Below are 18,851 nucleotides of genomic sequence, written 5' to 3' on the forward strand. Positions count from 1 at the left end.
ATGCCACCTACGACGCGCGCGACGCCGCCTCGACGACCTCGACGGACTGGCGCGCGATCGCGAGCTCCTCCATCGTCGGCACGACCATGACGAGCGTGCTCGTCCAGTCGGGCGAGATGACGCGCGGCTCGCCGGAGCGCACGGCGTTGCGCTCCGGGTCGACGGCGAGGCCGAGCGGCTCGAGCCCCTCGACGACGGCGGCGCGCACGTCCGCGTCGTTCTCGCCGACGCCCGCGGTGAAGGCGACGACGTCGACCCGGCCGAGCACGGCGGTGTAGGCGCCGACGTACTTGCGCAGGCGGTGGATGTAGACGTCGAAGGCGCGGCGCGCGTCCTCGTCGCCGGCGTCGATGAGCCGCCGCAGCTCGCGGAAGTCGTTGACCCCCGACAGGCCCTTGACGCCCGAGCGCTTGTTGAACAGGACGTCGATCTCGTCGATGCTCATGCCCGCGTTGCGCGCGAGGTGGAACACGACGGCCGCGTCGATGTCGCCCGTGCGCGTGCCCATGACGAGGCCCTCGAGCGGGGTCATGCCCATCGACGTGTCGACCGCGACGCCGCCGCGCACGGCCGACGCGGACGCGCCGTTGCCGAGGTGCAGCACGATCGTGTTGAGGCCCTCGATCCGGCGGCCCAGCACGCGCGCGACCTTGCCGGACACGTACTGGTGGCTCGTGCCGTGGAACCCGTACCGGCGCACGCCGTGCTCCTGCGCGACCTCGCGGTCCAGCGCGTACGTGGCCGCGGCGTCGGGCAGCGTGGAGAAGAACGCCGTGTCGAACACCGCGACGTGCGGCACGTCGGGCAGCAGCTCGCGCGCGACCTCGATGCCCTTGACGTTCGGCGGGTTGTGCAGCGGTGCCAGCGGGGAGAGCTCGGAGATCTGGCGGACGACGTCGTCGTCCACCAGGACCGGCGCGGAGAAGACCGCGCCGCCGTGCACCACGCGGTGGCCCACGGCGTACACGTCCGCGTCGGCGAGCGTCGGCCCCACCTCGTCGAACAGGCCCAGCGCGATGCGCAGGGCGACGCCGTGGTCCGCGACGGGCTCCTCGCGCGTCGTCGTGTTCCCGGCGAACCGGTGCTTGATGATGCCGGTGTCCTCGCCGATGCGCTCGATCGTGCCTGCGGCGATCGCCTCGCCGCCGACGGGGTTGACGAGCTGGTACTTGAGCGAGGACGACCCCGAGTTCATGACGAGCACGGACCCGTGCGCCCCGTAGGCGCTGTAGGGGTTGGGGCGCTCGCCCTCGGGCAGGATCGTCATGAGGTGGCTCCTCGGGAGTGGCCGGAGTCGTGGGTGGAGTCGGCGGCCGGCGCAGGGGCCGCGGACCCCTGCGCCTGGATCGCCGTGATCGCGACGGTGTTGACGATGTCCTGCACGAGCGCGCCGCGCGAGAGGTCGTTCACCGGCTTGTTGAGGCCCTGGAGGACCGGGCCCACCGCGACGGCGCCCGCGGAGCGCTGCACCGCCTTGTAGGTGTTGTTGCCCGTGTTGAGGTCCGGGAAGATGAACACCGTCGCGCGGCCCGCGACGTCCGAGCCCGGCATCTTCGACGCCGCGACGGACGCGTCCACGGCGGCGTCGTACTGGATCGGGCCCTCGACGAACAGGTCGGGGCGGCGCTCGCGGACGAGGGCCGTGCCCCGGCGCACCTTGTCGACGTCGGCACCCGACCCCGACTCACCGGTCGAGTACGACAGCATCGCGACGCGCTGGTCGACGCCGAACTGCTGCGCCGTCGCCGCGGAGGAGATCGCGATGTCCGCGAGCTGCTCCGCGGTCGGGTCCGGGATGACCGCGCAGTCCCCGTAGACGAGGACGCGGTCCTGGAGGCACATGAGGAACACCGACGACACGACGGACACGCCCGGCTGCGTCTTGATGATCTCGAACGACGGCTTGATGGTGTGCGCCGTCGTGTGCTTGGCGCCTGAGACCATGCCGTCCGCGAGGCCGAGGTGGACCATCATCGTGCCGAAGTACGAGACGTCCTGGACGCGCTCGCGCGCCTCCTCGAGCCGGATGCCCTTGTGGGCGCGCAGGCGGGCGTACTCCGCCGCGAACCGCTCCACGAGCCCCGGGTCGTGCGGGCTGACGACGTGGGCGGCGTCGATGTCGAGGCCGAGCTCGGCCGCGCGGGCGCGGACCTTGGGCTCCTCTCCGAGGATCGTCAGCTCGGCGACCTGGCGGCCGAGCAGCGTGGACGCGGCGCGCAGGATGCGGTCGTCGTCGCCCTCGGGGAGCACGACGTGCTTGCGGTCCGCGCGGGCGCGCGAGAGCAGCTCGTACTCGAACATGAGCGGCGTGACGACCTCGGGCCGGGGCACGTCGAGGCCGGCGAGGAGCGCCGCGCCGTCGATGTTCTGCTCGAACAGCGCGAGCGCCGTGTCGACCTTGCGCTGCGACTCCTTGGTGACGCGGCCGCGGGCGCTCGCGGCGGCGCTCGCCGAGCGGAACGTCCCCAGGTCGGTGCGGATGATCGGCAGGCTCGGGTCGAGGTCCGCGACGAGGCGCGCCGTGGACTCCGGCGGGAAGAACCCGCCGTTGAGGATGACGCCCGCGAGCGAGGGGAAGCCCGACGCCGAGTGCGCGGCGAGCAGCCCGATGAGGATGTCGACGCGGTCGCCGGGCGTGATGACGACCGCGCCGTCGGTCAGCCGGTCCAGCAGGTGCTCGAACGACATGGCGCCGACGAGCAGGTCCGTCGCCTCGCGGCCCAGGAGCGCCTCCTCCCCGAACGCGAGCGTCCCGCCCACGGCCTCCATGAGCGCGCGCACGGTCGGTGCGTCGAGGAACGGGTCCTCGGGCACCGCCCAGCCGGGCAGGTGCGCGCCCGTGGCCGGCTCGGCCGTCGTGCCCGACGGCGTCCCCGCGGCCCGCGCGAGCGGCTCGCCGTCGGGGCCGAGCGCCCCGAGCAGCGCGCGCACCGCGTCGAGGTCGTCCGGCTGGACGCGGTTCGCGACGACGCCGATCGGCTGCGCGTGCTGGGAGCGCAGCTCGGCGACGCTCACCTCGATGAGGTTGCCCACGGCGTCGGGCGTGCGGTCCTTGCCGGAGACGACGAGGAGGACCGGCGCGCCGAGGTTCGCCGCGACGCGCGCGTTGAACGACAGCTCGGTCGGGCCCGCGACGTCGGTGTAGTCCGTCCCGACCACCACGACGAAGTCGCACTGCCGCGCGACCTCGTGGTACCGGGCCACGATCTGCGAGAGCGCGGCCTCCGGGTCGGCGTGGACGTCCTCGTACGTGACGCCGATCGCCTGCTCGGCGGTGACGTCCACGCCGTCGTGCGCGAGCAGGAGCTCGAGCACGTAGTCCTGCACGTCCGGGCCGGCGGCCCGGGTGACCGGGCGGAAGACCCCCACCCGCTGGACCTTGCGGACCAGCAGGTCGAGGACCCCCAGCGCGATCGTGGACTTGCCCGTCTCGCCCTCGGGCGAGGTGATGTAGATGCTGCGAGCGGTGTCGCTCACTCGTTGTCTCCTCCGGTGTCCTGCACGGCGGCGCTCGCGCCGTTGTACTGCGGGCCACCCTGCTCGGTCGCCGTCTCGCCGACGTCCGGCCACACCCAGTCGCGCACCTCGGGGATGTCCTCCCCGTGCTCGCGGGTGTACTGCCGGGCCGTCAGCCGCGCGTCGACCATCTCCTGGCGCAGACCCGCGTAGGTCGAGCGCAGGGACGGCACGCGGTCGATGACGTCGATCACCAGGTGGTAGCGGTCGATGTCGTTGAGCATGGCCATGTCGAACGGGGTGGTGGTGGTGCCCTCCTCCTTGTAGCCGCGCACGTGGATGTTCGCGTGGTTGGTGCGGCGGTACGTGAGGCGGTGGATCAGCCACGGGTAGCCGTGGTAGTTGAAGATGACGGGCCGGTCCGCGGTGAAGAGCGTGTCGAAGTCCTTGTCCGACAGGCCGTGCGGGTGCTCCTTCTCGTCCTGGAGCCGCATGAGGTCCACGACGTTGACGACCCGGACCTTGAGGTCCGGGATCCGGCGGCGCAGGATGTCCGCCGCGGCGAGCACCTCGAGCGTCGGGACGTCGCCCGCGGCGCCGAGCACGACGTCCGGGTCCTCGCCCTCGACCTCGGTGCCGGCCCACTCCCAGATGCCGAGCCCGCGCGTGCAGTGCGCGACGGCCTGGTCCATGGACAGGAACTGCGGTGCCGGCTGCTTGCCCGCGACGACGACGTTCACGTACTGGCGGGAGCGCAGGCAGTGGTCGTAGGTCGAGAGCAGGGTGTTGGCGTCCGGCGGCAGGTAGACGCGGACGATCTCGGCCTTCTTGTTGACGACGTGGTCGATGAAGCCCGGGTCCTGGTGGCTGAAGCCGTTGTGGTCCTGGCGCCACACGTGGCTCGACAGCAGGTAGTTGAGGCTCGCGATCGGTCGCCGCCACGGGATGTGGTTGGTGACCTTGAGCCACTTCGCGTGCTGGTTGAACATCGAGTCGACGATGTGGATGAAGGCCTCGTAGCTGGTGAACAGGCCGTGCCGCCCGGTGAGCAGGTAGCCCTCGAGCCAGCCCTGGCACTGGTGCTCCGACAACATCTCCATGACCCGGCCGGCACGCGCGAGGTGCTCGTCGACGTCCGGCCCGAAGAAGTCGGCGTTCCACTGCTTGTCCGTGACCTCGTACACGGCCTGGAGCCGGTTCGACGCGGTCTCGTCCGGCCCGAAGATCCGGAAGTTGTCGGGGTTGAGCCGCACCACGTCGGTGAGCCACTGACCCAGCACGCGGGTCGCCTCGGCGACGTTGCCGCCCGGTCCCGAGACGTCGACCGCGTAGTCGCGGAAGTCCGGCAGGCGCAGGTCCTTGAGCAGCAGCCCGCCGTTCGCGTGCGGGTTGTCGCTCATGCGCAGCGTGCCCTCGGGGGCGAGCGCGGCGATGTCGTCGCGCAGGCGACCGCCCTCGTCGAAGAGCTCGTCCGCGCGGTACGACTCGAGCCAGCCGCGCAGCACGTCGAGGTGCTCCGGGGTGTCCCGCGCGCTCGCGAGCGGCACCTGGTGCGCGCGCCACGAGTCCTCGGTCTTCTTGCCGTCGATGACGGGCGGGCAGGTCCAGCCCTTCGGCGTGCGGAACACGATCATCGGCCACGCGGGTCGCTCGTCGTTCCCGGCCGCGGCGTCGGCCTTGATCTGCGCGATGTGGTTGAGCACCTCGTCGAGGAGCCGCGCGAAGCGCTGGTGCACCTCGAAGTGGTCCTCGCCGTCGAACCCGCCCGTGAAGAAGTACGGGGTGTGGCCGTAGCCGATCATGAGGTCGCGCAGCTCGTCGTCGCTGATCCGGGCGAGCACCGTCGGGTTGGCGATCTTGTACCCGTTGAGGTGCAGGATCGGCAGCACGACGCCGTCGTTGCGCGCGTTGACGAACTTGTTGGAGTGCCAGCTCGTCGCGAGCGGGCCCGTCTCCGCCTCGCCGTCGCCCACGACCGCCGCGACCAGCAGGTCCGGGTTGTCGAACGCCGCGCCGTACGCGTGGGAGAGCGCGTAGCCGAGCTCGCCGCCCTCGTGGATCGACCCCGGCGTCTCGGGCGCGACGTGGCTCGGGATCCCGCCCGGGAAGGAGAACTGGCGGAACAGGCGGCGCAGGCCCTCGGTGTCCTGCGTGATGTCCGTGTACGTCTCGGAGTACGTGCCCTCGAGGTAGGCGTTCGCGACGAGGCCGGGGCCGCCGTGACCGGGGCCCGCGACGTAGATCGTCGACTGGCGGCGCTGCGCGATCGCGCGGTTGAGGTGCGCGTAGAGGAAGTTCAGGCCGGGCGTCGTGCCCCAGTGGCCCAGCAGGCGCGGCTTGACGTCCTCGCGGTCCAGCGGCGTGCGCAGCAGCGGGTTGTCGAGCAGGTAGATCTGGCCGACGGACAGGTAGTTCGCTGCACGCCACCACGCGTCGACGCGACGCAGGGTGTCGTCGTCGAGGGGGGCGACCTCGGCGGGTCGCCAGGCGGTGGACTCGGTGGCGGTGGTCGTGCTCATCTCACGCTCCTGCAGGGGGAAGGGTTCGTGAACGACTACGGCTTCATACAACCGCATCGACCGGGGCCCTGCACGGTCCGTGACGGCCCCGGGCGGTGTGACGTCCGTCCAGGACCGCAGAAAAGGTCCTAGGTCCCGGGAGCCGGTCGCGCACGCCACCGCGTCCGACCGCACCGGTGTGAGGTTCGCCCGGTCCGTCGCCCGCGATGCGGGTTCTCGCGCGAGGCCCGGCTACCGTGGGGTCGTGCCCGAGCCCACCGCCCCGCGTTCGTTCTGGGCGGTCGCCCGCCAGCCCCGCGTGGTCGGCCTGCTCGTGCTGTTCCTCCTGGCCGCCGCCGTGTGCGCACGGCTCGGCGTCTGGCAGCTCGACCGCGCGCAGCAGCGGGCCGAGCTCGCGGCCCAGCAGGAGGCCGCGGAGCTCGAGGCCGCCGGGCCCGAGGGCGTCGGGGTGCTGCTCCCGCCGCAGTCCTCCTTCCCGGGCGAGCTCGTCGGTCGGCAGGCCTGGGTCGAGGGGGAGTACGACCCGGAGGGCCAGCTCCTGGTGGAGAACCGTGCGCTCGACGGCCGGGTGGGCTACCTCGTCCTCACGCCGCTGCACGTGACCGACGACGGGACGCAGGGCGCGTCGTGGGCCGGTCTCTCGGGCGCTCCCGTGCTGCCCGTGGTCCGCGGCTGGGTCGAGACGCCCGAGGAGAGTGCCGCGCTCGACCCGCCGGACGGCGTCGTGCGGCTCACGGGCTACCTCCAGGCCTCGGAGGCCGCCGGCCAGGGCGGCTCCGCCCCGGGGCTCACGGACGCCATCTCGACCGGGGCGCTCGTCAACGAGTGGGGCGGACCGATGTACTCGGGGTACCTCGTGCTCCTGTCGTCCGACCCGACGCAGCCGTCCGCGGCCGAGCGTGGCCCCGCCCAGCTCCCGCGCCCGACGATCGAGGGCGGCACCGGGCTCAACCTCCAGAACCTCTTCTACGCGCTGCAGTGGTGGGTGTTCGGCGGCTTCGCCGTGCTGCTGTGGATCCGCCTGGTGCGCGACGAGGCGGCGGGCGGCAAGCGCCGCACCCGCGGTGACGGCGGCGGCATCGCCGGCCTCCCGGACCCCGCCGAGATCGACCCGCCCGGCTCGACGTCGACCTCCTGAGGGTCGATCTCGGACGTACGGGTCGACCTCGCGCCGCGCCTCGACCCCTGACTCCACCTCTGCGGAGCCATTACCGACGAAGAGCCCGCTCGACGCGCCGCACGATCGTCGCCGGGTCGCCCAGGTCCGCCCAGACGACCCGGAGCACGACCCACCCGGCCTCCACGAGCGCGTCGTGCCGCGCCTTCTCCTGCTGCAGGCGCGACCGCGGGTCCCCGAAGTCGCCACCCGAGTACTTGACCGCGCCGTCGAACTCGACCGCGACCCGGTGCTCCGGCCAGCCGAGGTCCACCCACAGGCTCCCGCGCCACGTCGGGACCTCGAGCCCGGGCACGGGAGCGGGCAGCCCGGCGTCGTGCACGACCCACCGCACGACCGACTCCCCGGGCGACTCCGACCGGGCGTCCGCGAGCCCGACGACGGCGCGTGCCCGGCGGACGCCGCGCCGCCCCGCGGCCTCCGCGAGCAGGGCGCCGAGCACCGCCGGGTCGGCCCCCGCGCGCAGCGCCGAGTCGGCGACGACCAGAGCCTGCGCTCCCGGCAGGGAGCGGGCGCAGTCCACGACCGTGCGCTCCAGCGTCGTGACCGGGAGACCTGCGACGAGGGTGCGGTCACGGACGGGGAGCGGGGTCCAGTGCCGGCGGAGCGCCGGCTCGCGGGTCTGCGCCGCCTTGGGCGGGCGGAGCTGGGTGACGTGGACGACGTCGGCCAGCCGCCAGGTCCAGCAGCCGTGCAGCAGCGCGGCGCTCGTGTGGCTGAACCAGTACGCGCTCGACAGCCGCTCGGCGACGGCGCTGACGCGACGCAGCACCAGCTCGCGGCGGAACTGCGCGGGGCTCGCGTCGGCAGGGACCGGCGGGAGGTAGACGCCGCGCCGGACGCGGTCGAGGGTCCCGTCCCGGGTGTGGCGGGCGAGCTCCGTGCGCCGCTCCTCCGAGAAGCGGGTCGCCGTCGGCGGGACGGGGCGCTCGGTCCGGCGGTCGTCGCCGGGGCGCCGGGGCGCGGCGTCGGGAGAGGTGACGTCCGCACGCCCGTCCGACGACGTGCGGCCCGGTGGGGTGTCGCGGGCGGGCGGCTCCACGGGCGCGGCGTCGCGCGCCGGGGTGGCCCGGGGCAGGGTGTCGATCGGCGGGATGTCGTGCGGCATGGTGCCGAGCGTGGCCGACGCGGGCGGGACGCGGGGCGTCACGCCGTGGTCTGTGGACAACCGAACCCGCGAGATCGACCCCAGCGTCCGAGATCGACCCTCTGGAGGTCGATCTCGAGACGGCCGGGTCGATCTCGCGGGCGGCTACTCCTGCTGCCAGGAGTGCCAGAGACGGGCGTAGTCGCCGCCCGCCGCGACGAGCTCGTCGTGCGGGCCGATCTCGCTGATGCGGCCGTCGTCGACCACGGCGACGCGGTCGGCGTCGTGCGCGGTGTGCAGGCGGTGCGCGATCGCGACGACGGTCCGGCCCGCGAGGACGGCGTCGAGCGAGCGTTCGAGGTGGCGGGCCGCGCGCGGGTCGAGGAGCGACGTCGCCTCGTCCAGCACGAGCGTGTGCGGGTCGAGGAGCACGAGCCGCGCGAGCGCGACCTGCTGCGCCTGCGCGGGGGTCAGCACGTGCCCGCCCGACCCGACGGTCGTCTCCAGGCCGTCGGGCAGGGACTCCGCCCAGCCGCGCGCGTCCACGGCGTCGAGCGCGTCGCGGAGCTCGGCGTCGCTCGCGTCGACCTTCGCGAGCCGCAGGTTGTCCGCCAGGGTCCCGACGAACACGTGGTGCTCCTGCGTGACGAGCGCGACCTGACGGCGCAGGTCCTCCAGCGGCAGGTCGACGAGGCGGACGCCGCCGGAGCGCACCGACCCGGCGGTGGGCGGGTGGATGCCCGCGAGCATGCGCCCGAGCGTCGACTTGCCCGCGCCGGACGGACCGACGACGGCGAGCCGCTCGCCCGGCTCGAGGTCCAGCGAGACGCCGTGCAGCACGGGGTGGCCCTCGCGGTACGCGTACTCGACGTCGCGCGCGACGAGCCGGTCGCCGTCGGGCACGTCGCCCGTCGCGGTGCGGTCGCCGGGGACCTGCGCGACGCCGACGATCCGGGCGTAGGACGCCGCGGCGACCTGGATCTCGTCGAGCCAGAAGATGAGGTTCCACACCGGCCCCGCGAGCTGGAACGCGTACGTGGTCACCGTGGCGACCGCGCCGAGCGTCGTCTGGCCCTGCGAGAGCAGCCACGCGCCCCACACGAGCGCCGCGACGGGCGCGATCGCGATCGCGAGGTCGATGCCGGGGAACAGCACGGTGCGCAGCCCGAGCGTGTACTTCTCCGACTCGTACGCCTCGGTGAGGTCGGCGCGCACGCGGGCCTGGCGCCGCTCGGTGAGCGAGAGCGCGTCGACCGTGCGTGCGCCCTCCACGTTCTCCGTGATGGTGCCGTTGAGCGTCGCGTACGCGGCGGCCTCGCGCTGGTAGCCCGCCGACGCGCGCCGGAGGTACCAGCGCGAGACGACGACGAGCAGCGGGACCCCGACGAACAGCGCGATCGCGACCAGCGGCGCGACGACGACCGACGCCACGACCGTGAGCACGAGCGTCACGACGGCGACGAGGAGCTGCGGCACGCCGAAGCGCACCGCGTGCTGGATGCGGTCGACGTCGTTGGTCGTGCGGGCGACGAGGTCGCCCGTGCCCGCGCGCTCGACCGTCGAGAGGGGGAGCGAGGTCACCGTCTCGACGAGGTCCTCGCGCAGCTCGGCGAACACCGTCTCGCCGAACACCATGGACAGGCGCTGCGCGTACCGGCGGAGCACCGCCTGCGCGACGACGGCCCCCGCGCCGACGGCGACGACCGTCGTCACGTAGGACGACGTCGTGCCCTCGGTGACGGCGTCGACGAGCCGGCCGAGCAGCCAGGGCCCGACGAGCCCGGCGACGGCGGCGAGGGTGTGGAGCACGGCGATGAGCACGAACGTGCCGCGGTGGCGGGCGAAGAGCCGCCCCGCGGCGGCGCGGACGGCGGGGCCGTCGGCGACGGGGAGCTTCACGACTCTCCTCCTTCGGGTGCGGTGTGGGCGAGCACGGGGGACTCGTCGAGCGAGCGCCCGACGACGCGCAGGTAGCGGGCCGCGTCGTCGTCCGGCGCGGTGCCGGACGCGTGGGCGCGGTCGACGAGGTCCCGGTGCGTGCCGCGCGCGGTGACGCGGCCGCCCTCGAGGAGCAGCACCTCGTCGACGTGCTCGAGCACGAGCGGCGAGGCGGTGACGACGAGCGTCGTGCGTCCGCGCCGGGCGTCGGCGAGGCGCGCGGCGATCCGTGCCTCCGTGTGGGCGTCGACGGCGCTCGTCGGCTCGACGAGCACGAGGACCTCGGGCTCCGTGAGCAGGGCGCGCGCGAGCGCGACGCGCTGGCGCTGCCCGCCCGACAGCGAGCGACCCTTCTCGGGCAGCTCGCCCGCGAGGCCGTCGGGGACGGAGTCGAGCACGTCGTGGGCGTCGGCGACGGTGACGGCGGCGAGAACGTCGGCCTCGGTCGCGGCACCCCGCGGGTCGAGCTCGTCGCGCAGCGCGCCCGAGAAGAGCTGGGGCGTCGCCTCGGCGACGACGACCCGGCGCCGGAGCGCGTGCTTGTCCAGGTCGGCGAGGAGCGTCCCGCCGAGCCGCACGGGCGTCGCGGCCTCCGCGGCGTCGTCGAACCGGCCCAGGCGTGTCGCCACGGCCGCCGACGCGTCGGGGTCCGCGGACACGAGCGCGACCACGCGGCCCGGCTCGAGGACCAGGCCGCTCGTCTCGTCGACGAGGGGGCTGCCCTCGGGCGGCATGGGCGCGGTGGCCGGCGTCGCGCCTGCGGCGGGCTCGACCGCGAGGACGCGCACGATCTTGCGCGACGCGACGTGGGCGCGCGTCGCGATGTTGAGCATCTGCGTCGCGACCTGCAGCGGCCAGCCGAGGAACGCCGCGTACCCGTAGAACGCGACGAGCTGCCCGGGCGTGATGTCGCCGCGCAGGGCCGCCGTCGCGCCCAGGTAGACGACGAGCACGACGAGGAGGCCCGGCAGGAGCACCTGCAGGGCGTCGAGCGTGGCCTGCGTGTGCGCGACCTTGACCCCCGCCTCGCGCACCTTCTGCGACTGGCGCGCGTAGCGGCCGACGAACACGCCCTCGCCGCCGATGCCGCGCAGGATCCGCAGGCCGGAGACGGTGTCGGCGCCGAGCGTCGTGAGCCGGCCCTGGGCCTCGCGCTGCGCGGCCTGGCGCTGCTGGAGCGGCTTGACGAGCAGCGCGAGCACCGCCGCCACGACCGGCAGGCCCAGCACGACGACGAGCCCGAGCTGGAGCGACGTCGAGAGCATGATGACCGCCACCACGACGTACGCGCCGAGCGCGCCGAGGAACTGGCCCATCATCGAGAAGAGCTGGCCGACGCGCATGGCGTCGCTCGCCACGGTCGACACGACCTCGCCCGTGGGCAGCTCCTCCGTGATCGCGTCGCCGGAGCGCGCGGTGACGTCGCCCACGAGCTGGGACGTCGTGAGCGCGGAGCGCAGCCAGTTCGCGATGTCGAACCGGTGCTGCGTGACCCCGGTGACGACGATCCCGAGGCCGAGCGCGAGCAGGAGACCCGCCCAGCGCCACAGCTCCGGCCCGAACCCCTCCGCGAGCCCCTCGTCGAGCGCGCGGCCGAGCATGTACGGCTGGAACGCCTGGCACGCGAAGTTGGCCAGGCCGAGCAGCACGGAGACGGTGAGCACGGTCCACTGACGCCGGGCCAGCCAGAGCAGGTAGCGCGTCGGTCCGCGCAGGTCGGGGGTCCCCGGGTCGGGGAGGGGGAGGGGTCGCACGGTGTTCTACCCTAGGTTCGGCGTCCGACACGCGGCGACGCATTAACGGCGGCGACCGCGTCACACGCCACCGCGGCGGCACGGACCGCCGCGGCCGTCTCGCCCGGAACGAGGACCCCTCCCATGACCACGCAGGACCCGGCCACCCCCACCGACACGCCCGCCCCCGCCGGCGCGGCGACGCCCAGCACGGAGGCCGCCCGCACCGCGATCCGCAAGGCGCGCGGCGCGCTCGCCCGCTACCGGGTCCTCGCGATCATCACCGGTGTGATGCTCCTCGTCCTGTGCGTCGAGATGCTCGTCAAGTACGGGGTCGGCCAGCTCGTCGACGTCGACGGGGTCATGCGGTACGTCTCGTGGATCCCCTTCGCCCACGGCTGGATCTACGTCGTCTACCTCGTGACGGTCCTCGACCTGTGGACCAAGATGCGGTGGGGCTGGGGCCGCCTCGCGACCATGGTCTTCGCGGGCGTCGTGCCGGTCATGTCGTTCATCCTCGAGAAGAAGGTGCACGCCGAGGCCGAGGCCAAGCTCGCCGTCCTGGAGGAGCAGTACGCGTCATGACGACGCCGCTCGCGCCCCTCGTCGCACCCGGCCCCGAGCTGACCACCGCGGAGCTCGAGCGGTACGCGCGCCACCTCGCGCTGCCCGGCGTCGGTCCCGAGGGGCAGCGCCGTCTCGCCGCCGCGCGCGTGCTCGTCGTCGGCGCGGGCGGCCTCGGCAGCCCCGCCCTGCTCTACCTGGCCGCCGCGGGCGTGGGCACGATCGGCATCGTCGACGACGACGTCGTCGACACCTCCAACCTCCAGCGCCAGGTCATCCACGGCGGTCCTGACGTCGGGCGCCGCAAGGTCGACTCCGCGCGCGACGCCATCGCCGACGTCAACCCGCACGTGCGCGTCGTCGAGCACGCGGTCCGCCTCGACGCGGACACCGCGCTCGACGTGCTGCGCGGCTACGACGTCGTGCTCGACGGCGCCGACAACTTCCCCACGCGCTACCTCGTCTCCGACGCGGCCGAGGTGCTCGGCCTGCCCGTGGTCTGGGGCTCGATCTACCGCTTCCAGGGGCAGGTCAGCGTCTTCTGGGGCGCGCCCCGGTTCGCCCTGCCCGACGACGTCCCGCGCCCGGGCGGCGCGGCTCCCGACGGCCCGGGGGACGGCGAGGCGCGCGGGGTCACCTACCGCGACGTGTTCCCCGTCCCGCCGCCGCCCGGTGCCGCGCCCGACTGCGCGACCGGCGGCGTGTTCGGCGCGATGTGCGGGACCGTCGGCTCCGTCATGGCGACCGAGGCGATCAAGCTCGTCACCGGCGCCGGCACGACGCTGCTCGGCCGCCTCGCCGTCTACGACGCGCTCGACCTCTCGTGGCGCCAGCTCACCGTGCGCGCCGACCCGACGCGGGACCCCGTCACCGCGCTCCTGCCGGGCGACGACGCCTACGCCGCGTTCTGCGGACTGGCCCCGGCGACGTCGGTCGCGCGGCCGGTCACGGGGGAGCGCGACGTCACCGCGCGCGACGCGGCGGCCCTGCTGGGCGACGACGGCACGGCCCCGTACGTGCTCGACGTGCGCGAGGACTGGGAGGCGCAGGTGCGTCCCCTGCCCGGGTCGACCCTCGTGCCGAGCGGCACGTTCCTCACGGGGGACCCCGCCGCGGCGCTCGCGGACCTCCCGACGGACCGACCCGTGCTCGTCCTGTGCGCGGTCGGCGGCCGCTCGGCCCGCGTCGCCGACGTCGCGCGCGCCGCCGGGATCGACGCCCGCTCGGTCGTCGGCGGCGTCCCCGCCCTCCTCGACGCCCTGGAAACGACCCCGGCCACCTAGTCCGCCCCCGCCGAGCAGGTGGACGTCGCGGGTCCTGGTCGGCTGACGAGCCAGGACGGCCTGTTCCGCTGGCGGGACCGGCGTCAGAGGGCGAGGTCGAGGCGGCCCTGGGGGGACGAGCTCGCGAGGGCGCCCTCGCGGCGGGGAATGCGGCCGGCACCGGCGGCGAGGCGGCCCGACTCGACGGCGAGGCGCATCGCGTGCGCCATGCGGACCGGGTCGGCGGCGCGCGTGACGGCGGTCGCGAGCAGGACGCCGGCGCACCCGAGCTCCATGGCCTGCGCGGCGTCGGACGCCGTGCCGATCCCCGCGTCGAGGATCACGGGCACGCGCGCGGCGGCGGCGATCGCCTCGATGTTGCGGGGGTTGAGGATGCCGAGGCCGGTGCCGATCGGCGCGCCGAGCGGCATGACGGCGGCGCACCCGACGTCCTCGAGCCGGCGCGCGAGGATCGGGTCGTCGTTCGTGTAGGGCAGCACGACGAACCCGTCGCGCACGAGCTGCTCGGCCGCCTCGACGAGGCCGACGGGGTCGGGCAGGAGCGTGACGTCGTCGGCGATCACCTCGAGCTTGACCCACTCGGTGCCGCACGCCTCGCGCGCGAGGTGCGCGGTGAGCACGGCCTCGCGCACCGAGAAGCACCCGGCCGTGTTGGGCAGCGCCCGGATGCCGAGGCGCGCGAGGAGCGCCCAGATCCCGGCGTCGGGGGAGGCCACGCCACCAGCGCGCACGGCGACGCGGCGCATCGCGACGGTCGTCAGTGCGGTGCCCGAGGCGACGAGCGCGTCCTCGAGCGTGAGCAGGTTCGCCGCCCCGCCGGTGCCCATGACGAGGCGGGACCCGATCGTCGTGCCGGCGACGACGAGCGGGTCGCCGCCGTCCGACGGTCGGTGCGCGGGCGCGGGGGACATGTCGGTCGTGGTCACGGGTCCTCCTCAGCCGCCCTGGACGGCGGTCACGATCTCGATGCGGTCACCCGGCGCGACGACGGTCGTCGCCCACGAGCCGCGCGGCACGACGGCGTCGTCCACCGCGACGGCGACACCCTGCGGCGTCCCGTCGGCGACGTACGCGGGCACGAGCGCCGCGACGAGCTGCTCGAGGTGCACGGGGGCGTCGAGCGGGTACGGCTCGCCGTTGACGAGCGCGGTCGGAGCAGGTCGGGTCACGGAGATCACCTCGGTGTCGTCAGGGAGAACGCGGCGGACCGGACGGTGCCGAACCCGGGGTCGCTCCCCAGGTCGGGCCTGCCGTGGGGAGCGACCCCGGGTTCGGCGAAGCGGTCGGTGCGGGTGGGGGCGAGGGCGGCCGCGACGGTGGGCGGGAGCGCGGCACCCGTGAGCCCGGCCATCACCGCGTCGGCGGTGAGCGGCGCGAGCAGGATGCCGTTGCGGCCGTGCCCCGTCGCGAGGTGCAGCCCCGGGACGCCGGTCGGACCGACGAGCGGGAGGTTGTCCGGGGTCGCGGGGCGCGCCCGGGGCGTCACGTCGACGAGCGCGGCCTCGTCGATCCCGGGCAGCAGGGCGCGCGCGTCGCGCAGCAGGGCGAAGACGCCGCCCGCGGTCGCGCGGCGGTCGTCGGGGTTCTCCTCGGTGGTCGCGCCGACGACGACCTCCCGGTGACCCGTGACGCCGCGACCCTGCCCGTCCGGGACCGGGTCGCGCGGCACGACGTACACGGGTCGCCCCTGCACGACCCCGCGCACCACGTGCTCCAGCGCGAGGTCCGGCCCGGCGTCGAGCCTCAGCGTCTGCCCCTTGACCGGCCGGGTCGGCACGACGACGCCCGGCACGTCCGCGAGGAGCGCCCCGGACTCCCAGCCCGCCGCGACGACGACCGCACCCGCCGCGTGGAGCCGGCCCGCGTCGTCGTGCACGCCCACGACCCGCCCGGCCCGGCCGAGCGCGAGCCGCGTCGCGGACGCCCGCACGACGACGGCGCCCACCGCGGATCCGGTGCCCGACCCCGCGAGCGTCCCCGGCCCGGAGCCCGCTCCGGTGCCGCCACCGACCAGGCCGCGCAGCCCGCCGAGCAGGGCGGCGTGCACCGCGCGCGGGTCGACCGCGTGGTCGTCCGGCGCCCAGGCGGCGCCCGCGACCCGCGGGCCGAGATACGGCTCGCGCCGACGGGCGTCGGCGACGGTGAGCTCGCGCGACGCGAGGCCGTGCTCCGCGTGGAGGGCGAGGACGCGACGGAGCAGCGCGAGGTCGTCGGCGTCGTAGGCGAGCGTGAGGGTGCCCGCGGTGCGCAGACCGACGTCGGCCCCGGTCGCGGCGCGCAGGTCGGCGGCGAACCCCGGCCACGCCGCGGCGGCGGCGAGGTGCAGGCGCAGCGCCGCGTCCTCGCCGAAGTCGGCCTCCGTGACGGGGGCGAGCATCCCGGCCGCGGCGTGCGTCGCGCCGTCGCCCGGCGCCGGGTCCAGCACCGTGACCGACAGACCGGCGCGCGCGGCGCGCCACGCCACGGCGAGCCCCACGATCCCGCCGCCCACGACGACGACGTCGCGCGCGCCGTCGGGCACGGCAGGGCCGGCTCCCGGCGGGCGGGGCCCGGGACGGACAGGGGTGTGCATGCGCGCTCCCTTCGCTGGCATGACCCAGATCAGGTTCGACGGTCGGCTCCGACGCCCTCTCAGCCCCGTGCGGGGCTCCCGTGCTGTCGGCCACAGTACCCGCGTGCGGGAGCGGGCGCGGCTAGGCTCCGGCGGGTGAGCACCGAGACCTTCGCCACGCCCGCGAACCGCGCCGTGCCGGCTGCGGACGACGCGCGGGCCCGGCTCGCCGACGCACGCCTCTACCTGTGCACCGACGCGCGCGAGGAGCGCGGCGACCTCGAGGACTTCCTGCGGGCGGCGCTCGCGGGCGGGGTCGACGTGGTCCAGCTCCGCGACAAGACGCTCGACGCGGCGCGCGAGCTCGAGCTCCAGGAGCTCGTCGCACGGGTCGCGACGGAGCACGGCGCCCTGTGGGCCGTGAACGACCGGGCCGACGTGGCGGCGCTCACCGGTGCGCCCGTCGTCCACATGGGTCAGGGCGACCTGCCGGCCTCCGCGGTGCGATCCCTGCTCGGGGCCGCGCCGGTGCTCGGCCGGTCCACCCACTCGGCCGACCAGGCGGCCGCGGCCGAGGCGGACCCGGACGTCGACTACTTCTGCGTGGGCCCCCTCTGGGCGACGCCGACGAAGCCGGGGCGCGCCGCGGTCGGGCTCGACCTGCTGCGCGACGTCGCCGCGACCCGGCCCACGACGCCCTGGTTCGCGATCGGCGGGATCGACGCGGAGCGGCTGGACGCGGTCCTCGACGCCGGGGCGACCCGCGTCGTCGTCGTGCGGGCGATCACGCAGGCGCCAGACCCGGAGGCCGCCGCTCGGGCGCTGCGCGGGCGGGTCGCCGAGCGAGCGGCCGAGCGCGCCGCCGAACCCACCGGCGCCTGAGACGCGGGACGGGACCGCGCCGCGCGGCGACTATCCTGGAGCCGTGACGTCACCCGCCACCGCTCCCGACACCCCCACCACCGCCGAGGTCGCCGCGACCCCGCGCCCCGTGCTCGTCGTCGACTTCGGCGCCCAGTACGCGCAGCTCATCGCGCGCCGCGTGCGCGAGGCCAAGGTCTACTCCGAGATCGTGCCGCACACCTTCACGGTCGAGCAGATGCTCGCGAAGGACCCGGTGGCGATCATCCTCTCCGGCGGGCCGTCGTCGGTGTACGCGACCGGCGCGCCGTTCGTCGACCCGGCGCTGTTCGAGGCCGGCGTGCCCGTGATGGGCATCTGCTACGGCTTCCAGGCCATGGCCAAGGCGCTCGGCGGCGAGGTCGCCCAGACGGGCCTGCGCGAGTACGGCGGCACCGAGGTCGAGGTGTGCGCCGCGGGCGTGCTGCTCGACGGCACGCCGGAGCACCAGACCACGTGGATGAGCCACGGCGACGCGGTGCACCGCGCGCCCGAGGGCTTCGAGGTCCTCGCGACGTCGTCGGGCTCGCCGGTCGCCGCGTTCGAGGACCGCGAGCGTCGCCTCTACGGCGTGCAGTGGCACCCCGAGGTCAAGCACTCCGCGCACGGCCAGACCGTGCTGGAGCACTTCCTGTACGACGGCGCCGGGCTGGCCCCGGACTGGACGCCCGGCAACGTCATCGCGGACCAGGTCGCGGCGATCCGCGCCCAGGTCGGCGACGCGCGCGTCATCTGCGCGCTCTCGGGCGGCGTCGACTCCGCCGTCGCCGCGGCGCTCGTGCAGCGCGCGGTGGGCGACCAGCTCACGTGCGTGCACGTCGACCACGGGCTGATGCGCGCGGGCGAGGTCGAGCAGATCGAGCGCGACTTCGTCGCGGCGACGGGCGTCAACCTCGTGATCCGCGACGAGAAGGAGCGGTTCCTCACGGCGCTCGCCGGGCACAGCGACCCGGAGACCAAGCGCAAGATCATCGGCCGCGAGTTCATCCGTGTGTTCGAGGACGCCGCGCGCCAGATCGTCGAGGACGCGGGCGAGCACGGCGCCGAGGTGAAGTTCCTCGTGCAGGGCACGCTCTACCCGGACGTCGTCGAGTCCGGCGGCGGCGAGGGCGCGGCGAACATCAAGAGCCACCACAACGTCGGCGGCCTGCCCGACGACCTCCAGTTCTCGCTCGTCGAGCCGCTGCGGACGCTGTTCAAGGACGAGGTCCGCGCGGTCGGCCGCGAGCTCGGCGTCCCCGAGGAGATCGTCGCCCGTCAGCCGTTCCCCGGTCCCGGCCTCGGCATCCGCATCGTCGGCGAGGTCACGGCGGACCGGCTCGAGACGCTGCGCGCGGCCGACGCGATCGCGCGCGAGGAGCTGACGAAGGCGGGACTCGACGACGAGATCTGGCAGTGCCCCGTCGTGCTGCTCGCCGACGTCCGCTCGGTCGGCGTCCAGGGCGACGGCCGCACCTACGGCCACCCGATCGTGCTGCGCCCCGTCTCGTCCGAGGACGCGATGACGGCCGACTGGACGCGCCTGCCCTACGACGTGCTGTCCGTCATCTCGACGCGCATCACCAACGAGGTCTCCGAGGTCAACCGCGTCGTGCTCGACGTGACGAGCAAGCCCCCGGGCACCATCGAGTGGGAGTGACCCC

General features: G+C 74.8%; 14 protein-coding genes and 1 riboswitch. Of the genes, 5 read left to right on the forward strand and 9 right to left on the reverse strand.

Features of this window, described 5'->3' with window-relative positions:
• Window positions 1-7: 7 nt before the first annotated feature.
• Genes NHH00_RS05410 through NHH00_RS05420 form a run of 3 tightly spaced genes read right to left on the reverse strand, consistent with a single transcriptional unit; the run spans window position 8 to window position 5,975 of the window.
• Window positions 8-1,267: an acetate/propionate family kinase gene (locus NHH00_RS05410; RefSeq protein WP_253050852.1), complete on the reverse strand. Its 1,260-nt coding sequence runs from the start codon at window positions 1,265-1,267 to the stop codon at window positions 8-10.
• Entirely contained in the window at window positions 1,264-3,477 is a 2,214-nt protein-coding gene (pta, locus tag NHH00_RS05415) for a phosphate acetyltransferase (RefSeq protein WP_253050853.1), read from the reverse strand. Before pta ends, NHH00_RS05410 begins: the two co-directional genes overlap by 4 nt.
• Window positions 3,474-5,975 carry a phosphoketolase family protein gene (locus tag NHH00_RS05420; RefSeq protein WP_253050854.1) on the reverse strand — a complete coding sequence of 834 codons (2,502 nt, stop codon included), beginning with the start codon at window positions 5,973-5,975 and terminating at the stop codon, window positions 3,474-3,476. Before NHH00_RS05420 ends, pta begins: the two co-directional genes overlap by 4 nt.
• Before the next feature lie 244 nt (window positions 5,976-6,219).
• Between NHH00_RS05420 and NHH00_RS05425 the strand changes: the two genes are divergently transcribed.
• Window positions 6,220-7,113 (forward strand): SURF1 family protein, encoded by an 894-nt coding sequence (locus NHH00_RS05425; RefSeq protein ID WP_253050855.1) that lies wholly within the window; start codon window positions 6,220-6,222, stop codon window positions 7,111-7,113.
• 70 nt (window positions 7,114-7,183) lie between these two features.
• Here NHH00_RS05425 and NHH00_RS05430 read toward each other — a convergent pair whose 3' ends face one another.
• The 3 genes from NHH00_RS05430 to NHH00_RS05440 all read right to left on the reverse strand — a co-directional run bounded on the left by NHH00_RS05430 (window position 7,184) and on the right by NHH00_RS05440 (window position 11,931).
• Window positions 7,184-8,302, reverse strand: a complete 1,119-nt coding sequence (locus NHH00_RS05430) for a hypothetical protein (RefSeq protein WP_253050856.1) — start codon at window positions 8,300-8,302, stop codon at window positions 7,184-7,186.
• 102 nt (window positions 8,303-8,404) lie between these two features.
• The gene (locus NHH00_RS05435) at window positions 8,405-10,138 is read right to left on the reverse strand and encodes an ABC transporter ATP-binding protein (RefSeq protein WP_253050857.1); all 1,734 of its coding nucleotides are present in this window, start codon (window positions 10,136-10,138) and stop codon (window positions 8,405-8,407) included.
• Window positions 10,135-11,931 (reverse strand): ABC transporter transmembrane domain-containing protein, encoded by a 1,797-nt coding sequence (locus tag NHH00_RS05440; protein ID WP_253050858.1) that lies wholly within the window; start codon window positions 11,929-11,931, stop codon window positions 10,135-10,137. The genes NHH00_RS05435 and NHH00_RS05440 overlap by 4 nt, the downstream gene beginning before the upstream one ends.
• Window positions 11,932-12,054: 123 nt before the next feature.
• On the opposite strand from NHH00_RS05440, the gene NHH00_RS05445 reads away from it, so the two are divergent.
• Both NHH00_RS05445 and NHH00_RS05450 read left to right on the forward strand, forming a co-directional pair.
• Window positions 12,055-12,495, forward strand: coding sequence for a DUF3817 domain-containing protein (locus NHH00_RS05445; protein ID WP_253050859.1), 441 nt, complete (start codon window positions 12,055-12,057; stop codon window positions 12,493-12,495).
• Complete coding sequence (locus tag NHH00_RS05450; RefSeq protein WP_253050860.1) at window positions 12,492-13,757, forward strand: ThiF family adenylyltransferase; 1,266 nt, start codon at window positions 12,492-12,494, stop codon at window positions 13,755-13,757. Before NHH00_RS05445 ends, NHH00_RS05450 begins: the two co-directional genes overlap by 4 nt.
• Window positions 13,758-13,840: 83 nt before the next feature.
• On the opposite strand, the gene NHH00_RS05455 is transcribed toward NHH00_RS05450, so the two are convergent.
• From NHH00_RS05455 to NHH00_RS05465, 3 genes are read right to left on the reverse strand one after another with little or no spacing between them, the layout of a single operon-like run.
• Entirely contained in the window at window positions 13,841-14,668 is an 828-nt protein-coding gene (locus NHH00_RS05455) for a thiazole synthase (protein ID WP_290444957.1), read from the reverse strand.
• A 24-nt stretch (window positions 14,669-14,692) separates the two neighbouring features.
• Entirely contained in the window at window positions 14,693-14,926 is a 234-nt protein-coding gene (gene thiS, locus NHH00_RS05460; RefSeq protein WP_308202266.1) for a sulfur carrier protein ThiS, read from the reverse strand.
• Window positions 14,927-14,931: 5 nt separating this feature from the next.
• The gene (locus NHH00_RS05465; protein WP_290444894.1) at window positions 14,932-16,329 is read right to left on the reverse strand and encodes an FAD-dependent oxidoreductase; all 1,398 of its coding nucleotides are present in this window, start codon (window positions 16,327-16,329) and stop codon (window positions 14,932-14,934) included.
• A 4-nt stretch (window positions 16,330-16,333) separates the two neighbouring features.
• Window positions 16,334-16,413, reverse strand: a riboswitch (TPP riboswitch).
• A gap of 51 nt (window positions 16,414-16,464) precedes the next feature.
• On the opposite strand from NHH00_RS05465, the gene thiE reads away from it, so the two are divergent.
• A complete protein-coding gene (gene thiE, locus NHH00_RS05470; protein WP_253050861.1) occupies window positions 16,465-17,190 on the forward strand; it encodes a thiamine phosphate synthase in 726 nt (241 codons plus the stop codon).
• Between the two features lie 43 nt (window positions 17,191-17,233).
• Window positions 17,234-18,847, forward strand: a complete 1,614-nt coding sequence (guaA, locus tag NHH00_RS05475) for a glutamine-hydrolyzing GMP synthase (protein WP_308202267.1) — start codon at window positions 17,234-17,236, stop codon at window positions 18,845-18,847.
• The last annotated feature ends 4 nt before the right edge of the window (window positions 18,848-18,851 follow it).

Origin of the sequence: Cellulosimicrobium cellulans, from assembly GCF_024124905.1 — a bacterium.
Lineage (GTDB): Bacteria > Actinomycetota > Actinomycetes > Actinomycetales > Cellulomonadaceae > Cellulosimicrobium > Cellulosimicrobium cellulans_G.